The organism is Marinobacter sp. NP-4(2019), from assembly GCF_003994855.1.
GTDB lineage: Bacteria > Pseudomonadota > Gammaproteobacteria > Pseudomonadales > Oleiphilaceae > Marinobacter.
In genome coordinates this window covers 3,357,732-3,377,491 of record NZ_CP034142.1, presented here as the reverse complement: position 1 = coordinate 3,377,491, position 19,760 = coordinate 3,357,732, and the positions used below count along the sequence as shown (strand labels likewise).

General features: G+C 59.3%; 12 protein-coding genes. 5 read left to right on the top strand and 7 right to left on the bottom strand.

The features are described 5' to 3' along the window. Position 1: 1 nt before the first annotated feature. The 4 genes from EHN06_RS15305 to EHN06_RS15290 form a co-directional block, all read right to left on the bottom strand. On the bottom strand, positions 2-289 hold the full coding sequence (locus EHN06_RS15305; RefSeq protein WP_127333401.1) for a hypothetical protein: 288 nt from the start codon (positions 287-289) through the stop codon (positions 2-4). Positions 290-496: 207 nt separating this feature from the next. Continuing rightward, positions 497-2,272: a diguanylate cyclase gene (locus EHN06_RS15300; RefSeq protein ID WP_164735618.1), complete on the bottom strand. Its 1,776-nt coding sequence runs from the start codon at positions 2,270-2,272 to the stop codon at positions 497-499. A 229-nt stretch (positions 2,273-2,501) separates the two neighbouring features. Beyond that, on the bottom strand, positions 2,502-2,651 hold the full coding sequence (locus EHN06_RS21535; RefSeq protein WP_416332528.1) for a hypothetical protein: 150 nt from the start codon (positions 2,649-2,651) through the stop codon (positions 2,502-2,504). A 37-nt stretch (positions 2,652-2,688) separates the two neighbouring features. Continuing rightward, a complete protein-coding gene (locus EHN06_RS15290) occupies positions 2,689-3,144 on the bottom strand; it encodes an aminoacyl-tRNA deacylase (RefSeq protein WP_127333399.1) in 456 nt (151 codons plus the stop codon). Between the two features lie 223 nt (positions 3,145-3,367). Here EHN06_RS15290 and EHN06_RS15285 point away from each other — a divergent pair, with 223 nt between their 5' ends. From EHN06_RS15285 to EHN06_RS15265, 5 genes are all read left to right on the top strand, one after another. Next, positions 3,368-4,729, top strand: coding sequence for a glycine cleavage T C-terminal barrel domain-containing protein (locus EHN06_RS15285; RefSeq protein WP_127333398.1), 1,362 nt, complete (start codon positions 3,368-3,370; stop codon positions 4,727-4,729). A gap of 37 nt (positions 4,730-4,766) precedes the next feature. Further along, on the top strand, positions 4,767-5,708 hold the full coding sequence (locus EHN06_RS15280; protein ID WP_127333397.1) for a methylenetetrahydrofolate reductase: 942 nt from the start codon (positions 4,767-4,769) through the stop codon (positions 5,706-5,708). 105 nt (positions 5,709-5,813) lie between these two features. Then, complete coding sequence (locus tag EHN06_RS15275) at positions 5,814-7,496, top strand: formate--tetrahydrofolate ligase (protein WP_416332562.1); 1,683 nt, start codon at positions 5,814-5,816, stop codon at positions 7,494-7,496. Between the two features lie 219 nt (positions 7,497-7,715). After that, complete coding sequence (locus tag EHN06_RS15270; RefSeq protein WP_127333396.1) at positions 7,716-15,215, top strand: RHS repeat-associated core domain-containing protein; 7,500 nt, start codon at positions 7,716-7,718, stop codon at positions 15,213-15,215. 42 nt (positions 15,216-15,257) lie between these two features. Beyond that, positions 15,258-15,590 (top strand): hypothetical protein, encoded by a 333-nt coding sequence (locus tag EHN06_RS15265; protein WP_127333395.1) that lies wholly within the window; start codon positions 15,258-15,260, stop codon positions 15,588-15,590. A 227-nt stretch (positions 15,591-15,817) separates the two neighbouring features. Here the strand turns inward: EHN06_RS15265 and EHN06_RS15260 are convergent, their stop codons facing one another. From EHN06_RS15260 to fdhF, 3 genes are read right to left on the bottom strand one after another with little or no spacing between them, the layout of a single operon-like run. Then, a complete protein-coding gene (locus EHN06_RS15260; RefSeq protein ID WP_127333394.1) occupies positions 15,818-16,057 on the bottom strand; it encodes a formate dehydrogenase subunit delta in 240 nt (79 codons plus the stop codon). Beyond that, on the bottom strand, positions 16,050-16,889 hold the full coding sequence (fdhD, locus tag EHN06_RS15255; protein WP_127333393.1) for a formate dehydrogenase accessory sulfurtransferase FdhD: 840 nt from the start codon (positions 16,887-16,889) through the stop codon (positions 16,050-16,052). The genes EHN06_RS15260 and fdhD overlap by 8 nt, the downstream gene beginning before the upstream one ends. Further along, a complete protein-coding gene (fdhF, locus tag EHN06_RS15250; protein WP_127333392.1) occupies positions 16,889-19,759 on the bottom strand; it encodes a formate dehydrogenase subunit alpha in 2,871 nt (956 codons plus the stop codon). Before fdhF ends, fdhD begins: the two co-directional genes overlap by 1 nt. Between the last annotated feature and the right edge of the window lies 1 nt (position 19,760).

Below are 19,760 nucleotides of genomic sequence, written 5' to 3'. Positions count from 1 at the left end.
CCTATTGCGCCTCCAGGGTAAAGTAGCGGGAGTGACGGCCTATCATCAAGGTGGTGGGGACGTCGATATGCTTCAGCGCGTGCCAGGTATTCCGCCCCGCCATGAACGCCCGCATGACCAGCAGGTACGCGGACCAGCGCTCGACGGGCATGAGCACCTGGGTGAGCAGCCCTTCCGCCAGCCGGGCGCCGGCCATGATCCCCAGCCGGGTCCAGGGCCGGTTTAGGGTGTAGTGGAAGATGTAGGCCACGGAATCCCGCAGTGCGGTGCGTACCGGTGGAAATACCACCGAGGATCGCCTGGTCCAGTTCGAAGTGGTCGAAGAGGTCGTTGGCGTAGACAAACCTGTAAAGGAACCTGACATCAGGGCGGACAAAGGATGGGACAAAACGCACCTAAGAGGGGATTCATGGGAATGCTGGCGAGCTTTGTGCTGATCGCTGTGGGCATCTATCAACCGGTTATTGTAAGAGTATGGCCGCCCAATTTTCTCCAATTATGCAGTAGCAACGAGGTGATATAGCCGGGTCCGATTGCGGCCCTGTTCCTTGGCCTCGTACAGTGCAGTGTCTGCCCCTTTCAGCAGGTCTTGCGGCGTGAGTTCTGCATGGGGCTTGGGTGCACAGACCCCGGCGCTTACCGTCATTGACAGCGTCAGGCCCGCCACCTCAATCCGCGCCGCCAGAATACGCTCGCGAATACGGTCAGCCACACCGAGCGCACCCTGCATATCCGTGTCCGGGAGCATTAGCACGAACTCTTCGCCGCCGTAGCGGAAGGCGATGTCAGCGGGCCGATTCAACCCGTCCTGTATCATTCCAGCCATCACTTTGATGCACTCATCCCCCACATGGTGACCATGGCGGTCATTGATCGGCTTGAAGTGGTCGATATCCAGCAGCACGACTGCCAATGGCCGGCCAGAGCGCTTGGCACGTGCCAGCTCCTGCCCCAGGAGGCGATCCAGGTAGCGGCGGTTTTTTAGCCCGGTCAGGCCGTCTGTCACGCTGAGTTCGTTGAGCTCCTTATTCAGCGATTCCAGCTCCCGGGTCCGTTCCCGCACCCGTTCTTCCAGTTCCAGATTCAGTTTGTGTGAGATGGCCAGCGTTTCGGACTGAGCTTTAAAACGCAACCTGCGCTCTACATTGATGCGCTGCGCAAGGGCAAATGACAACAACACGACTTCGAACAGGTTGCCGATTTGGGCGGAATAGTTCGTCAGGGAATTAGGCGGCAATATTCCAACCTTGTTCAGGACCAGTACGATTCCCCCCAGCAGAGGGAACGACCAGGCGATAACATAGAAACGAGCCGTCACCTGCCCCCGATACCAGGCGTAGATGCCCACATAGAGTCCATATACGCTGGCCAACACCGTTATTAGTGCCAGCAGGCCGATCATGAATTGGTAAGAGATCACAAAGGACAGCACTACACAGATCACACTGAACACGACCACCGCTTTAACGCCGTTATCCAGACGTGGTGAGATCTCCCGAAGGCACAAAAAGCGCCTGGAAAACAGTGCGCCGAACCCTAACGCCCCCGACAGAAACACCAGTATGGCCTGATCATTCCATCCGGAAGCGGTAGGCCAAAGATATCGGAAGCCGTAGCCGGTGAATGCCACCATAAACAATACCAGACAGATTACGAACGCTACGTAATAGAGGTAATTTCGTTCTCCCAGTGAAAAGAACAGCAGCAGGTTGTAGATCGAAATCGCCAGCAAGGCGCCGAAATATATGCCGTGCATGATATTCCGGGTCATGTCGTGGCTGTAAAAAGCTTCCGGCTGCCAGAGGGTCAGCGGGGCCTGTACCGCACTGGTGGAGAGGATGCGCAAGTAAACCGTGGTTGTCTCTCCAGGTGCCCATTCCAGGGGTAGCACGTAAAAGGGGTGATCGATCGGTCGCTGCTGGTAGGGAAAATGACGACCCAATTGGTAACGCAGAGGCGTTCCGCTATCAGGCAACACATGGACCAGAACGTTATCAAGTTGAGGAAAGGACAGGGAGAGTAACCGTTGCACCGCCCGGTTGTTCTCATTGGTTACGGTAAAACGCAGCCACCAGGCGGAATTGCTGAAGCCCTTACTGAAGACGCTGGTACCGTTGGCCTGCCAGCTACCATGATTCCGAACATCACCCAGAGCAAGCTTGCCTCCGGGGTCTTCCAGGATTTCGATTTCAGTATACAGCATCCACTCCTGGGCATCGGATAGCGGCGCTCCCTGGAGCGGCCTCGGCACAACCAGTATAAAAAAGAGCATCAACCCGATCTGGAAGGGACAACGTCTAGCCAAGATATGGATGTACCACCCCTCTTGTTCGGTAACCATTAATTGATGTGAACGGAGTCGCTTCCAGAAGCCTGCCTGACTTAAGCGATTGGCGCCGCAGATCAGCCTTAAGTCAGACAGGCTCCTGGCAGGCCCAAGTATAGATGGTCGTTGTAGACGAATCTGTGGGCCAATTGTAACCTCTGATTATTGGCAGGAGTTACGCGAGGGCATCCCGAGCGCCCGGGCAAGGTCGAGTCATCGGCTCGATGATTTCGATGGTATAAACCTGGTCCGTCAGTTGTGCGAGAATGGCCGCCTGATACCCCGAACCGGTACCCACTTCCAATACCTTGTGGGTGTCGTCCACAGGACCGGCACGGGTTATCGCACCGGCCCTGTACTCTCTAGAAGTGAAGCACTTGCGGGTGAACCAGGCGGTCGTAATCCTGGTAGCTCATCCGCATGACCTCGCTGTGGCTACCGGCGTTGAAGACGATGTGCTCGTCCTCCCGCAGATGCTCACTGACGAACACGTCCATGTTGTACAGGTTGCCGAACGGCGGCATGGCACCGATCTCACAATCGGGGAATGCGGCATTGATATCGTCTTCATCCGCCAGTTCCAGCTCCTTGGCACCCAGCGCCTGTTTCAGCTGGTCTACGTGAACGCGGTCTGTGGATGGCAGGACCGTCATGAACAGGCGGCCGTCTGCTTTGACAATCACCGTCTTGGCGAACTCGCGGCCCCGTACATGGGCGGCCTGGGCGGTTCGTGAAGCGTCAACGGTAGGTTCATGGGCTTCCGTCCGGTAGCTCACTGCATTGCTGTCGAGAAATTCCCGAAGTTTCTGGTTAATCATGGCATTACCCTCCTTCACCTCAGTGAAAGTTCCATGACGTTTACATTTACCAGTTTAGCACGTGATCGGATCGCTGTCGGAATACGTTCGGAGCCCGGGATGATCGGACCTGGTGCAATGGTTTGCCGCTTTTGGACTTTTCAGTGTCGTATTGGTCCATCCTCCGCCCACCAAACACCGTCACATTAAAACTATCGAAAACCCGAGAAAAGGGGAGATAGCCATGGCGGTTAATTTTGAGAAGGCCTTGTTGGATCATCCACAGCAACGAGCTGGCGCTGCACGTCAGCCCGGAAGTGTCGACCAGTCGGACCGCAAGGTGCCGATCAACTTGCGCCAGTCTGGCCCGACGCCGGTGGAAATGCTGATTTCCACCCGGGTCCGCAAGTCCCCGTATTGGCATCTGGCATATGAAGCCGGTTGCTGGCGGGCCACTGTGTATAACCGTATGTATCATCCACGTGGCTATGTCCGCCCGGAAGACGGCGGCGCCATGGTGGAGTATGAATCCCTGATCCATGACGTCACCATGTGGAACGTGGCGGTCGAGCGCCAGATCCAGGTCAAGGGCCCGGATGCGGAGCGTTTCGTCAACTACGTCATCACCCGGGACGCCACCAAAATAAAGCCCATGCGGGGCAAGTACGTCATCCTCTGCAACGAGGACGGCGGCATCCTGAATGATCCGGTGTTGCTGCGGGTGGCCGAGGATGAGTTCTGGTTCTCCCTCTCCGACAGCGACCTGGAGTTCTGGCTACGTGGCGTCAACATCGGCATGGGCTTCGATGTCAGTATTGCGGAAATCGATGTGGCACCCGTCCAGATCCAGGGGCCCAAGTCCGAGGCGCTGATGGCCGATTTGTTCGGCGAAGGGGTGAAGGACATTCCCTACTACGGGCTGATGGAGGGCCAGGTGGCCGGCCACGACGTGATCGTTTCCCAGACCGGTTTCACTGGCGAAAAGGGCTACGAGATCTACCTCAAGGACGCCACCAAATACGCGGAAGATCTCTGGTATACCGTGTTGTCCGCTGGCGAACCCCATAACTTGCGGGTTATTGCTCCGGCACACCATCGCCGGATTGCCGCGGGCATTCTTTCCTGGGGTCAGGATGTCGATCAGGAAACCCTGCCGTTCCAGTGCAACCTGGCGTACCAGGTACCGCGCAACAAGGACGCGGACTACATCGGCAAGCAGAAGCTTGAAAAGGTTCGCGAGCAGCTTGATGCCGGTCGTCCTCCCTTCAGTCACATCATGGTGGGTATCCGCTTCGGCGGTGGCAAGGTGACTGACTACGCCAACGACTTCTGGCTGATCAGCGGGCAGGAGGGCGGGGAGCCGCTGGGGTATGTGACCTCGCCCTGGTATTCCCCGGAACTGGAAACCAACATCGCACTGGCCTACGTGCCGTTTGACCTGCGCGCCATCGGCACCCGGCTGACTGTGCACCTGCCCGTGGAGTATGCCGCAGCGGACGGTTCAACCGAGGTGGAAGCGGAAGTGGTGGAAGTGCCGTTCCGGCCTTCAGTCAACCCCAATGCCCGGGAGCGTGCCAGGGCCAAGGGGATCGACTTCGCGGATTAACCGTTCACGGGCATCGCTTGAATGAGGTGAGAGAATCATGAAGCTGGCATACCAACGGCAGACTGGAAATGCGGAAGATCCGCGGACCATTGCGCTCGTGCAGGAGCTGGTCTGCAACGCCACGATCGAGGCGACGCCCCGTCAGATACTGGAAATCGACTCCCTGACAGAGCTGTTTCCGGCCGGCACCTGGGTCTACGTTCCCTTCCTGCCCCACGGTCAGTTCAGTGAGACATTGCCGGCCTGTCAGCGGCTGATCGACGAGGGAATGTTGCCGGTGCCCCACCTTCCCGCGCGGTTGGTCGAAAGTCACGACCAGCTACGGGACTGGCTGGGGCAACTGAGAGAAATCGGCGTTGATCGCCTGATGTTGATTGCCGGTGACAGCGACTCGGTCGCCGGCCCTTTCCCCGACACCCTGGCTTTGCTGGAATCCGGCCTGTTAGAGCAACAGCAATTCCTGCACATCGGGGTTGCGGGTCACCCGGACGGACACCCTGTCGCCGGGCCGGATAGTCTGGCCCGGGCCCTGTCGCTCAAGCGCGATTATGCCAGGGTCACCGGCACGCGGTTGTGGGTGGTGACCCAGTTCGCCTTCGAGGCAGAGCGCTATACCGGCTGGCTTCAGGCCGTGGGAGATATCCTGCCGGAAGTACCGGTCTATATGGGGGTGGCCGGCCCCACCAACCTGAAGACATTGATTGCTTATGCTGCGCAATGCGGCGTGGGTGTATCAGCGCGGACGATGTGGCGTAAACCTGGCAGTGCGCGGCTGTTGCGGTCCTGGACCCCCGATGGCCTGGTGCACGCCCTGGCGCGTCACCGACAGGATTTCCCGGACACCCTGCTTGCGGGCATACACCTGTTCCCGTTTGGTGGCCTGCAACGGTCTGCCCGGTGGATACGCCAGTGTGGCGAGCCCGATGAACCCGATGAGGTCCGGGGCAACCTGTCTGACCCCGTGTCCGATAGTGTGTGACATCTGGATAGCGGCTTGAGGGGAAGAGCTTCAGCCAATAGGGGGAAGAGAAACGTGAGTCTTCAATACACCGAGTACAACGAAACCGCTCCGATTCCGGAGAGGCTGCCGCCCGGCACCCCCGATATCGAGATTGCCCGCTCCGTCCAGCCCCAGTCCATCCTGTTACTGGCCCAGCAACGATTTGGCCTGCCGGGGGACAGTCTGATTCCTTTTGGCCACTACAAGGCCAAGCTGGACATGGCCCATGTGGATACCTCCGCACGGGCGTCCCGGGGCAAGCTGGTGATGGTGACTGCCATCACGCCAACTCCCGCCGGTGAAGGCAAGACCACGACCAGTGTGGGACTGAACGATGGCCTCAACTGTCTGGGGGTGCGGTCTTCAGTATGCCTGCGGGAGCCCTCCCTGGGCCCCTGCTTTGGCATGAAAGGCGGCGCAGCGGGTGGCGGCCGCGCCCAGGTGATCCCGATGGAGGACATCAACCTGCATTTCAACGGTGACTTTCACGCCATCACCACCGCCCATAACCTGCTGGCGTCGATTCTGGATAACCACATGCACTGGGGCAACGAGGTCGGTCTGGACCCACGGCACGTATACTGGCGGCGGGTGATGGACCTGACCGACCGGTCCCTGCGCTACATGGTGAGCGGTCTGGGTGGCATGGCCCATGGCACCCCGCGGGAAACCGGGTTCGATATCACTGTGGCTTCGGAAATCATGGCGATACTCTGCCTGGCGGATGGCCTGCCCGACCTGCGCCAGCGTCTGGGCAGTATCATCGTTGGCCGGCGCACGGATATGTCGCCGGTCACAGCGCGCGATCTGGGTGTGGAAGGGGCGCTGACGGTATTGCTGAAAGAGGCGTTGCTGCCCAACCTGGTGCAGAGCCTGGAACACAATCCGGTGTTCATCCACGGCGGGCCGTTCGCCAACATCGCCCATGGCTGCAACTCGGTGACCGCCACCCGCGCGGCCCTGGCGCTGAACGATGTGGTGGTGACCGAGGCGGGTTTTGGCGCCGACCTGGGGGCGGAAAAATTCATTGATATCAAGTGTCGCCAGACCGGCCTGCGCCCGGACGCGGCGGTACTGGTTTGCACTGTGCGCGCCCTGAAGATGCAGGGTGGTGTGGCTCGCAAGGATCTCGCGACTCCGGATCTGCAGGCGCTGAAAGCCGGCGCAGTGAATCTGGAACGACACATCCGCAACCTGCGGCAGTTCGGGCTGGTGCCGGTGGTCTGCATTAACCGTTTCCCGACGGACAGTGACGAAGAACTGGCGCTGATCCAGTCCATCTGTGCCGATTGGGGCGTGCGTGGGGTGCCGGCTGATCATTGGGCCATGGGTGGCGAGGGCGCAACGGATCTGGCCCAGGCGGTGTTGGACCAGATGGACGAAGGCACACCGGAGATCCAACTGCTCTACGAAGACGACATTCCTCTGGCAGACAAGATCGAGACCATCGCGACACGGATCTACGATGCGGCCAGCGTGGATTTCGCACCGGCGGCGAAACGCCAGCTTGAAGAGTACGAGCAACTGGGCTTTGGCCATCTGCCGGTGTGCATTGCCAAGACCCAGTACAGCTTCTCGGCGGACCCGTCGTTACGGGGCGCCCCAAGTGGTCATGTGCTGCCGGTGAGGGAAGTGCGCCTCTCCGCCGGCGCCGGTTTCGTGGTGGCGGTCTGCGGCGACATCATGACCATGCCTGGTTTGCCGCGTCGTCCGGCGGCGCTGGATATCGCGCTGGATGAAAACGGCCAGGTTACCGGGCTGGCCTGAGGCATGTCATGAGCAAACGGCGTTGAGGCTCGAGCCTTCCCGGTGACCCGATTGCCTATCATTTAAGTGTTAAACATAGAAGGAGTGCTATTAACCCCGCTAGTTGAAAGCAATATTACAAGTTGTTAAGGTCCTTATCGGTGCGTCTATATGCAGTGGCGGCGCTACCACCATCCGCTGGTGTGATTGGACGAGTAGTAACGAATAAGGAGATTCCCGATGGGGCGCCGTAGTACCGCGTGGGCCATTTGTGCCGTTTTTGCCGTAACCTCTCTTTTCAGCCTCGTAACCCATGGGGCCCAACCTAACGAAAGTCCCAATATTGATTTCCTTGACGCCCTTTGGTTGGCAGAGTCTCATCACGTTACCAAGGTGGCGATCGAGGACGGCGAGGTGCTTTTCCAGCTTCCCGATAGCCACCACATGCAAGCGCATGCCGTGGACCCGCACCGTGGCGTTCTTTGGGGATACGTTCGCGGGGAACTCCGGGCGTATGGATTTGACGGGCAATTGCTGCGCAGCGTCGAGGTGAGCAAGTCAGTTCTTAACTACCTGTCCTTCCTGCACCTGGAGAAACTGCTGCCGGGAATTACTAGAAAGGGAAGCGACACATGGTTACTTGGTTGCTCTACGGCCGAGGCCGAGTTGGCAATAGATCCGGTAGATGGCGCGGTCTGGTTGGGTGTGGGCAAATGCCTGCTACGTATTACTGAAAACGGCAACATTGAGCAGGCCGTACAGTTGGCAAGGCCAGTACGGTCGCTTGCTATGGATACCGACAACCAGCTTCTCTGGGTCGCTACCCATAATGCTCTGAAGGTTTATGACCCTTCGGGTAATCAAACTATGGAAGTGCTTTCCGGGCGCGGGACGAGCCTTACGGATATCGCTTACGAAAGTCATACTGGTGAAATCTGGGTAGCCAATCGCCAAAGCGTTCAACGCTATACCCCCCAGGGCAAAAAGACGTTTGAGGTGTCAATACAGCCTAATATTCGTATGCTGGCGCCAGACGGGCAGGGCGGCGCCTGGCTGGCGGGGCCAAGAAAACTCTATCGGATGGATGTCTCCGGCTCCGTGTTGTTCGAGCTAACTCCATTTCATCGCCGTGGCACTATCGTGGACCTGGCTGCGGATCCAGCGGATGGTTCGGCTTGGGTTGCTGGTAAAGATACCACGTTCCATATTGGCAACGATGGCCTGGTGGAGCGCGAATACACAGGGGCTGGTCATTGGTCGCCTGTTCGCGCCATTGCTCTGTACCGGGATACGATTCCACCGGAATTGATGATCGAGGCTCCTGAAGAAGGCGCCTACTTAGGCGCAAGCCGTCCCGGCCTGGAGTTCAGTTACAGTGACGTTGGAATTGGGGTTGATCCCGCAACCCTGGTGATAGAAGGATACGGACGAGAGCTGGATGCCAGCTGTGAAACCTCGGATGGAGTGGCGGTGTGCACCCCCGGGCAGGCCCTCGATGAAGGCCCCGTTAGTATTAAAGCCACCATAGAGGACTTTGCCGGTAACGTCTCTGAACCGGACGAAGTTACCTTTACGGTTGATACCATTCCGCCGGAAATCGAGGTTATCAACCCCGCCGATGGCACCCACACCAACGTGGCCGAGGCAACTATACGTGGCGTGGTTAGCGAGCCGAGTACCCTGACTCTAAATGATCTGGATGTGACGCTCGATGTCGGCAACGGGTTCGAAGAGAGCGTCAGCCTGCTGGAAGGAACCAACACCTTCACCCTGATTGCCCGTGATTGGGCAGGCAATATCGGTCAGGTAAGCGTTAATCTCATACTGGACACGGTGGCGCCCGAAGCGGTGGGTGTCGGTGCCATCAATATCGGCCAGTCCAACAACGACCAGATTGAACTCTCGGCAGAGCCCGGTAGCGCCGAGCCGGGAGCAACAGTCCGCATTACCAACTTGCGCACGGGTGAGACTGTCACGGCGCGGGTGAACGCAGATGGCAGCTTCTCGGTCATGGTCCCGGGCCAGGCTGGGGATGCATTCGAAATTCAGGTCATTGATGCCGCTGGAAATACCAGTGACACTACCAACGTAAAGGCGGATGGTGGCTCCAACGACCCGGAGCAAAACGCACCGGAGCTTGACCCGGCGGTCGCAACCCCGCTCCACGCGGCAACGGAATTTCTCTATACCGGCAGTAACCCGGTACAAAAGGGTGTGGAACCAGATACGATCGAGCCCCGAAGGGTAGCCGTACTGCGTGGTAAGGTGCTGGACCGCAGTAACCAGCCACTGGACGGCGTACGCATTACCGTTAACCATCACGACGAATACGGAGAGACCTTCACCCGTGATAATGGCATGTTTGACATGGCGGTGAATGGTGGTGGCTACGTCACTGTGACCTATGAAAAGGAAGGTTACCTTCCGGTACAGCGCAAGATTCAAGCCCCTTGGCAGAAGTACGCCTGGGCGGATGATGTGGTGATGATTACCTTGGATACCAACTCCACTGACGTCAGCTTCGGCGGCTCCAACACCTATCAGGTGGCTCGTGGCAGCGTCTCGGACGACGAGGCCGGGCAACGTCAGGCCACCCTGCTGTTTCCTCCCGACATAACCGCCGACATCGTCCTTCCCGACGGCAGTCGTACGCCGTTGACCTCGGGCACTGTCCGAGCCACCGAATACACTGTTGGCGAGAACGGCTTCGAGGCGATGCCGGGCGAGCTGCCCCCCAGCACCGCATACACCTATGCGGTGGAACTCAGTGTTGACGAGGCCGTGGCAGTCGGTGCTGAACGAATAGACTTCAATCAGCCTATCTCGACTTATGTCGACAACTTCCTCGACTTCCCCACTGGCGAGATCGTCCCCGCTGGCTACTACGATCGCAACGCTGCAGTCTGGAAGGCGGGCGACAATGGCCGGGTCATCGAGATCCTGCGCATTGAAGGTGGTCGGGCAGTACTCGATGTCATGGGGAATGGCGAAGCGGCTACTCAGGCCGAACTCGATACCCTCGGCATTGACGAGGCCGAACTGCAACAACTCGCGGGTTTGTACCCCGCTGGAAAGAGCCTATGGCGCACTCCGATTTCCCATTTCACTCCGTGGGACTTCAACTGGCCGTATGGGCCGCCGGAAGATGCGGAGCAGCCCGACGTGGATGAACCGGAGAAAGCAGATAAAGATGAGCCGAAGAGCTCGGGTGAGGAGTGCGAGAAAAAGGGGTGTGTTATCAGTGCACAGCGCCAGACCCTGGGTGAGAACATTCCTGTAACCGGAACCCCGTTTGAGTTGGTTTATCGCAGTGACCGAACCCAGGGTTACAAGGGGAATGTCGCGCGGATTGACCTAAGTGGTGAGAATGTGTCCGCCAGCCTGGCAAGCATCCGGCTTGATATCAAGGTTGCTGGCCAGCGCCTCTCCCGGACGTTCAGTGCTGCGCCCAATCAGCAATACACCTTCGAGTGGGATGGCATGGATGGTTATGGCCGCAAGGTCCATGGTGCACGGGAGGCGGAGGTTGCAATCAGTTACCTGTACCCTTGTGTTTACTATGCATCAAGCACAGAGTTTGATCGCGCTTGGGCGCAGGTTGACAACACGGGGCGTGCGATCGGCACACGCGACAACTGCCGTTCCATGGCCTTAAGCCAGATAAAGGTTGTGTCTATGACCTCTCCACACAAGGTAAGGCCTGATAGCGCCGGCGCCTGGTCCCTGAACATCCATCACGCTTTTGATGCGAATGTTAACAGTCTTCATCTCGGAAGCGGCGGACGACGCGCTCTAGCCACCCCCATAATCGATACGGTTGCAGGCAACGGGAGGCGTGGCTTTGCCGGCGATGGTGGTCCGGCCACCGCCGCCCGGCTGAATTATCCGAGTGATGTGGCGGTGGATGCTGAAGGCAACCTGTACTTCGCAGACTTTCGTAATCACCGTATTCGCCGGATGAGCCCGGAAGGGACCATCAACACCGTGGCCGGGACCGGGGACGCGGGTTTTTCCGGTGATGGCGGTCCGGCCACCGACGCCCGGCTGAATTATCCGAGTGGTGTGGCGGTGGATGCTGAAGGCAACCTGTACATCGCAGACGCTTATAATAGCCGCATTCGCCGGATAAGCCCGGACGGGACCATCACCACCGTGGCCGGGACCGGTGACGAGGGCTTTTCCGGTGATGGCGGCGCGGCTACCGCCGCCCTGCTGAACGATCCGCGTGGCGTAACGCTGGATGCCGCCGGCAACCTGTACATCGCGGACACTCGTAATCACCGCATCCGTCGGGTGAGCCCAGACGGGACCATCAGTACCGTGGCCGGCAACGGGAAATGGGGCTTTTCCGGCGATGGCGGTCCGGCCACCGCCGCCCGGCTGGTCTATCCGCAGGGCGTGGCGGTAGATGCCGCAGGTAACCTGTACATCGCAGACGCTGGCAATCACCGCATTCGCCGGGTGAGCCCGGATGGAACCATTAGCACTGTGGCCGGGTCTGATACAGGGGTTACAGGGGCCTTCGGAGGCTTTTCCGGTGATGGTGGTCCGGCCACAGCCGCCGAGCTGAACTCTCCGGATGGTGTTGCGGTAGGTGCAGCGGGCAACCTGTACATCTCAGACACTGGTAATCACCGCATTCGTCGAGTGAGCCCGGACGGGATCATAAGTACCGTGGCCGGCATCGGGAAATGGGGTTCTTCCGGCGATGGCGGTCCAGCTACAGCCGCCCGGGTGGTCTATCCGCAGGGTGTGGCGGTGGATCCCGCAGGCAACCTGTACATCGCAGACTATTATAATCACCGCATCCGCCGGGTGGCAGGCTATTCTCTTCAATCTGGAGCCAGGGACGATGCAGTCGTTGTGCCATCCGCAGACGGCACTCAGCTCTACCACTTCGACGCGACCGGCCGCCACCATCGCACCTCGGATGCCGTTACTGGCGCCACCCTCTCCACCTTCGACTACGACACGGATGGTCTCCTGAGCACGGTCACTGACGGTGATGGCAATGTGACAACCTTCGAACGCAACGCCTCCGGCCAAGCCACCGCGATCATCGCCCCGGATGGCCAGCGCACCGAGTTGACCGTCGACGGTAACGGCCATCTCGTTGCGGCGAAAAATCCCGCCGGAGAGCGCTGGTCCATGGGCTATACCGCTGACGGCTTGCTCACCCGTTTCGAAGACCCCAACGGCCATGCCAACGCCTTCAGCTACGACGGCAACGGCCGGCTGATCCGCGACGAAGCCCCTAACGGCGGTGGCTGGAACATCGGCCGCACCGCCCTGGACGATGGCTACCGCACCGACATGACTAGCGGCGAGGGGCGAGTCTCCCGCTTCACCGTGCGCCGTGATGCCACGGACCAGCGGACCTATCTGGACCAGGCGCCCGACGGCACAGTGACGGAGCGCACCTACACCGATAGCGTGAATACGGTCACTCGCCCCGACGGCACCCGGGTTGTAAGCGAAGAGGCTCCCGATCCCCGCTTCGGAATGTTGGCACCCTTTACGAAAGAGCGGCGCATCGACACACCAAACGGCCTGGCGTTGCGACAGACAACCCAACGCACCGCCTCTCTGGATCACCCACTTGATCCGCTGAGCCATACAGCGTTGACGGAGACGGTCACCGTGAATGGCCGCACACAAAACGCAGCCTATGACGTCGCCACCCGTACCTGGAGTACGACCAGTGCGGCAGGCCGTATCGGCACCGTTCAACTGAATGCGCAGGGCCGGCCAACCCTGAGTCAATTCGGAAGCCTCGCTGCCGCCAGTTACGGTTACGATGCCAGAGGCCGCCTGAGCACCCTCAGCGCCGGCGAAGGCACCGAACAGCGTACCACCGAGTTTAGTTACGATGCCCTTGGCAACCTCGCAAGCATCATCGACGACCTGCAGCGTACAACCCAATTCGACTACGACCTGGCCGGCCGTGTGACCCGTCAAACCCTGCCTGACGGCCGGGAAATCGAATACAGCTACGATCCTGTCGGCAACCTGGTGGCCATCCTGCCACCGGGACGCGACGCACACGTGTTTGCCTACAATGAGGCCGACCTGGAAGCGGGCTACAGCCCGCCTAGCCCGGAGGGTGCGGAGACCATTACGGCGTATTCCTACAACCTGGATAAGCAACTCACCCGGATCGAACGACCCGATGGGAAAACGGTGCGGTTTGCTTACGATTCCGGTGGCCGTTTAAGTTCCCTGGAGATTCCAATAGGCATCTATAGCTATAACTACCAGACAACTACAGGGCAATTGCAGACCCTGACGTCACCGAGTGGCGATACATTGTCCTATACCTACGACGGCTTCCTGCCCCTGACTGAAAGCTGGACCGGAGAGGTGTCCGGCACCGTAAGCCGCACTTACGACAACAACTTCCGGGTTAGGCAGCTCACCGTCAACGGGAGTGCCATAGCCCTGGACTACGACGCCGACGGCCTGCTGACCGAAGCTGGCGCCATGGCCCTGGAACGCCAGGCTGACAACGGCCTGCTGGCGGGCACCACCCTGGGCAACGTCACCACAACCATGGCCTACAACACCTTTGGCGAGCCTGTCAGCGAACAGGCGCAGTACAGCGGCGATGTTTCCTATGCGGTGGACTACCAGCGCGACATCCTGGGCCGGATCACCGAGAAGCAGGAAATCCTGGAAGGTGTCACCACCGTCTATGGCTATAGCTACGACATCGCCGGCCGACTCGTCCAGGTTACCCAGAATGGCGACGTCAGCGACACCTACACCTACGACGTCAACGGCAACCGCCTCAGCCACAACGGCAAGACCGGCACCTACGATGCCCAGGACCGGCTGCTGACATACGGCGGGGCCAGCTACACCTACACCAAAAATGGTGAACTGACTTCCAGGACGGAGAGCGGCGCAACCAGGGCCTACGACTATGACGTCCTGGGCAACCTGCGCCAAGTACAACTTCCCGGTGACCTCACCATCGGCTATGTGATTGACGGCCAAAACCGCCGCATCGGCAAAAAGGTGAATGGCGAATTGGTGCAGGGATTTCTGTATCAAGACCAGTTGAACCCAGTAGCCGAACTGGATGGCGCCGGTAATGTCACGGCCCGCTTCGTGTACGCGGACAAACCCCACGTCCCTGCCTACATGATCAAGGATGGCGAAACCTACCGCATCCTCACCGACCACCTGGGCAGCCCCCGCCTGGCGGTGAACACCGCCGACGGCACCGTGGCGCAGCGGATGGCCTACGACGCCTTCGGCAACGTCATCGAAGACACCAACCCCGGTTTCCAGCCATTTGGTTTTGCCGGGGGGCTTTATGACCAGCACACTGGTCTGGTGCGCTTCGGCGCGCGGGACTATGATCCGGAGACGGGGCGTTGGACGAGCAAGGACCCGATTCGGTTTGAGGGTGGGGATACTAATCTCTATGGGTATGTGTTAACTGATCCTATAAACTTCATTGACCCAACTGGATTGGCTCCTGGTTGGGTTGGGCCTACAGCAGCCGTTGTAGGTACTGTAGGCGGAGGGTTAGTTACTGCAGGTGTTGTTACCGGAAATCCCGTTGTTGGTGGAGTAGGGCTCGGGCTTGCTGGTATTGCAGGAGCGCTTTCGATTTGGGATTGGGCTACTACTCCTATAGAGCAGATCGATAAAATTAAAAACAGTGAAGAAATGGATAAAGTTGAAGATAGCATTCAGAAACTGAAAGATTTTAATGGTGAATCTTGCGAGTAATGCTAGGGTTTAAAAATTTGATGTGAATTGTTGAGGTGTTTAATGGGTGAAATGGACATTCGTGGAAACGCTTATTATAAGCGGCTTGACAAACTTCTATTTTGGCCAGTTTTGGGATTGGTTGTCTTGGTTTTAGTCGTTAGTGTTTTGCTGTTCGTTGTATTTAATCAGTATTATTTGCCTAGCATTTCATTGAGTCTTGAACAAGCTGTTTCAAGTGATGTTCTGGCCTTCATAAGGGCTGGTTATCAAAAAATTGCTACCACATTATTTGTCTGGATAAGTGTTCTTTTATTCCTTAATTTTTTACTGGTATATGTCGTTTGGAATGTAAAAAAGTTTTTAGCAGACTTGAGTCGTAATGTTGATAGATGAAGCTGCAATGGATTGCTTTTTGGGTGCAGTGGCAGGAGCTTGATTTGAGATTCTGAGTAAGCTCCCAAAATTCAGCGATAGTACGGCCTTTGCCAACACCGCACAGGATATGTTGCCGCCATGGAAGATGCTTTGTACGAGATCGAATCCAGGCGGTGCACTGCGAGCTTGAGACTGTGAATAATCCTCCCGGATGCTGGTTCGAAGACCATGGAGCCCCAACCCCACTAAAGAATGTGCTTGAGGCTGGATTCCAGGGCCCTGATGGCCTCCACGGCCGCAGGGCTCAGGCCTTCGCCACCGGACTCCAGATAGGCAACAATGTCCTCCTTCATGGAATGGGCCCAGAATTTGTGGATATGGTTGGTGGTTGCCTGGGTGACCGCCGCCGGATCGTCCTGACAGGGGCAATTGGCAGCGATCTGGTTGATCATCTTCACCAGGTGGGCGGTGGATTCCTTAGTCATGCGCAGGGTCTCCCGAGGTGTAGACTACCTGCCGGCCACGGCGGGCAAAGCCGATAAGGTTGAGCCCGGCCTGACGGGCATCGCGGATGGCCATGGCGGTCACACCGGACACGGTTACCAGGGTGCCCAGATCGGCCTCTGCGGCCTTGGCCACCATCTCATAGCTGCCGCGGCTGGACACCAGTGCGAATCCATTACTCCGGTTATGTCCGGCGCGTCGCAGCGCGCCGATCAGCTTGTCCAGGGCGTTGTGCCGACCGACATCCTCCCGCAACAATTGGATTCGTCCCTCGCTGTCGCACCAGCAGGCGGCGTGCATGGTGCCGGTTACCTGCTGCAGGCGCTGATGCTGGTCGAGGCCGGTAAGGGCGGTCTGGATCGGCTCGGGCGCCGGTAGCGGTTTGCGCTGGCGTGTCGGTAACGGCTGGCGGATCTGCTCCAGGGTGGCCTTGCCACACAGGCCGCAGCCGGTGGGGCCGACCAGGTTGCGTTGCGCCAGCTTGAGGGCGTTGGCGCAGGCGCCGTGGATATGCATCTGCAGTTCAACACCCTGTTCGCCGTGATCGATAATCTCGGTCTCAAATATCTGCTCCGGTTCAGTGACAATACGCTCGGACAGGCTGAAACCCAGGGCGAAATCTTCCAGGTCGGTGGGGGTGGCCATCATGACTGCATGGGAGATACCGTTGTACACCAGCGCCACCGGGCATTCCTCGGACACCGAGTCGTGGAGGGTGCGTTGTACCCAACGGCCATCGTGGCGCTCCCGTACCTGGACGGTGACTGGCTGATAGCCATTGCCGGCCAATTCGTCCCGCTTTGGTGCCGTCATCATGACTCCCGGGCCGGTGTGGCCCCGGTCAGATAGCCCCGCTGTTCCCGGTCATCGGCCTGATGGCGTTTCTGCCAGTTGGAAGGCTGGTGCACTTTCTCGACCTGAACGGCGGTCACCTTGTATTCCGGGCAGTTGGTGGCCCAGTCGGAATTGTCCGTGGTGATGACGTTGGCGCCACTGACCGGGTGATGGAAGGTGGTGTAGACCACGCCGGGCTGAACCCTGGTGCTGATCCGTGCCCGAAGCACGGTGTTGCCGGCGCGGCTGGTGATGCCGGTCCAGTCGCCGTCGGCGATGCCCCGATCCTCCGCGTCCTGCGGGTGTATATCCAGAACATCCTCCTGGTGCCAGAAACTGTTCCTGGTGCGCCGGGTCTGGGCGCCCACATTGTACTGGCTGAGAATACGACCGGTGGTCAGCAGCAACGGGTAGCGGCTGTTGGACTTCTCGTCCGTGGGCACGTATTCGGTCTGCATGAACCGCCCCAGGCCAATGGGAAACTCCGCCACATGCATGATCGGGGTACCTTCGGGGAAGGCTTCGTTGCAGGGCCACTGGATGCTGCCGAGGCGGTCGATCTTCTCGAAGCTGACACTCCGGAACGTCGGCGTAAGCCGGGCGATCTCGTCCATGATTTCACTGGGGTGGCTGTAGTTCATCGGATAGCCGAGCGCGTTGGACAGGTCCTGAGTGACCTCCCAGTCGGCCTTGCCGGCCAGTGGCGGTATAACCTGACGTACCCGGTTGATCCGTCGTTCGGCGTTGGTGAAGGTGCCATCCTTTTCCAGGAAGGAGGAACCCGGCAGCAACACATGCGCGAACTTGGCGGTCTCGTTCAGGAACAGGTCCTGGACGATAAGGCATTCCAGTGATTCCAGGGCCTGCTCCACGTGGCGGGTATTGGGGTCGGACTGGGCGATGTCCTCACCCTGCACATACAGTCCCTTGAAACTGCCATCCACTGCCGCATCCAGCATGTTGGGAATACGCAGACCGGCTTCGCGACCGATGGTCACGCCCCAGGCCTGTTCAAAGGGCTTGCGCAGCTCGTCCACCGCGACGTGTTGATAGCCAGGCAGTTCGTGGGGGAAGGAGCCCATGTCACAGGAACCCTGTACGTTGTTCTGGCCCCGCAGGGGGTTCACGCCAACGCCTTCCCGGCCAAGGTTGCCGGTGGCCATGGCCAGGTTGGCAATGCCCATGACCATGGTGGACCCCTGGCTGTGTTCGGAGACCCCCAGGCCGTAGTAGATGGCGGCATTACGGGCTTTGCCGAACAGCCGCGCCGCTTCCCGCACCTGCTCGGCGGGTACACCGGTGACTGCTTCGGTTGCTTCCGGGGCGTGTCGCGGATCGGTGATGAAGGTTCGCCATGCAGCGTAGGTATCGGGCTCGCAGCGTCGACTGATGAAGTCCTGATCTTCCAGCCCCTCGGTGACCACCACGTGGGCGAGGGCGTTGATCAGTGCCACATTGGTGCCGGGCCGAAGCGGCAGGTGAAGTCCCTCGTCGGCATGGACCGTTCGCAACAGATCGATGGAGCGGGGATCGGCAACGATCAGCCGGGCACCCTGGCGCAGGCGGCGGCGCAACTGGGAGGCAAACACCGGATGGGCGTCGGTGGGGTTGGCGCCGATCACCAGGATCACATCGGCGTGCATCACCGAGTCGAAGGTCTGGGTGCCGGCGGACTCGCCCAGAGTCATCTTCAGACCATAACCGGTGGGGGAGTGGCAGACGCGGGCACAGGTGTCGGTGTTGTTGTTGCCGAACGCCGTGCGCACCAGTTTTTGTACCAGATAGGTTTCCTCGTTGGTGCAACGGGACGAGGTGATACCACCTATGCTGTCGCGGCCATGGCGGGACTGGATGTCCCGCAGGCGCCGGGCGGCGAAACCGATGGCCTCGTCCCACTCCACGCGGCGCCAGGGCTCGTGGATGCTGTCGCGAATCATAGGGGTGGTAATGCGGTCCGGGTGGGTGGCGTAGCCAAAAGCGAAGCGACCCTTGACGCAGGAATGGCCGTGATTGGCGTGGCCATCCTTGTGGGGCACCATGCGCACCAGTTCATTGCCTTTCATCTCGGCGCGGAACGAACAACCCACACCGCAGTACGCGCAAGTGGTCACCACGCTGCGATCAGGCTGGCCCATTTCGATCACACTGTTTTCCATCAGGGTTGCGGTGGGGCAAGCCTGGACGCAGGCGCCACAGGAGACGCATTCGGAATCGACAAAAGGATCGTCCTGGCTGGCGGCCACGGTGGAGTCGAATCCTCGTCCCTGGATGGTCAGGGCAAAGGTGCCCTGGACTTCCTCGCAGGCCCGGACACAGCGGGAACAGACAATGCACTTGCCGGGATCAAAACTGAAATAGGGATTGGAGGTATCCGGTTGTGCGTCCAGGTGGTTGTCGCCGTCGTAGCCGTATCGCACCTCCCGCAGCCCCACTGCGCCGGCCATATCCTGCAGCTCGCAGTTGCCGTTGGCAGAGCAGGTCAGACAGTCCAGGGGGTGATCGGAGATATACAGTTCCATCACGTTGCGGCGCAACCGGGCCAGTTCCTGGGTCTGGGTCTGGACCTTCATACCGTCTTCCACCGGTGTGGTACAGGCGGCGGGATAGCCACGCCGGCCCTCGATGGCCACCAGGCACAGGCGGCAGGAGCCGAAGGCCTCCAGGTTGTCGCTGGCGCAGAGTTTGGGTATCCGGTGTCCGGTCAGTGCTGCTGCCCGCATGACCGATGTGCCGGCGGGCACGGTGACCGCTACGCCGTCGATGGTCAGTTGCACCTCGGTCTCCGAGGCCACGGGTGGGGTACCCAAATCAATCTCGGCTGCTTGCGCAGGATCGTAATATTGCAGCATG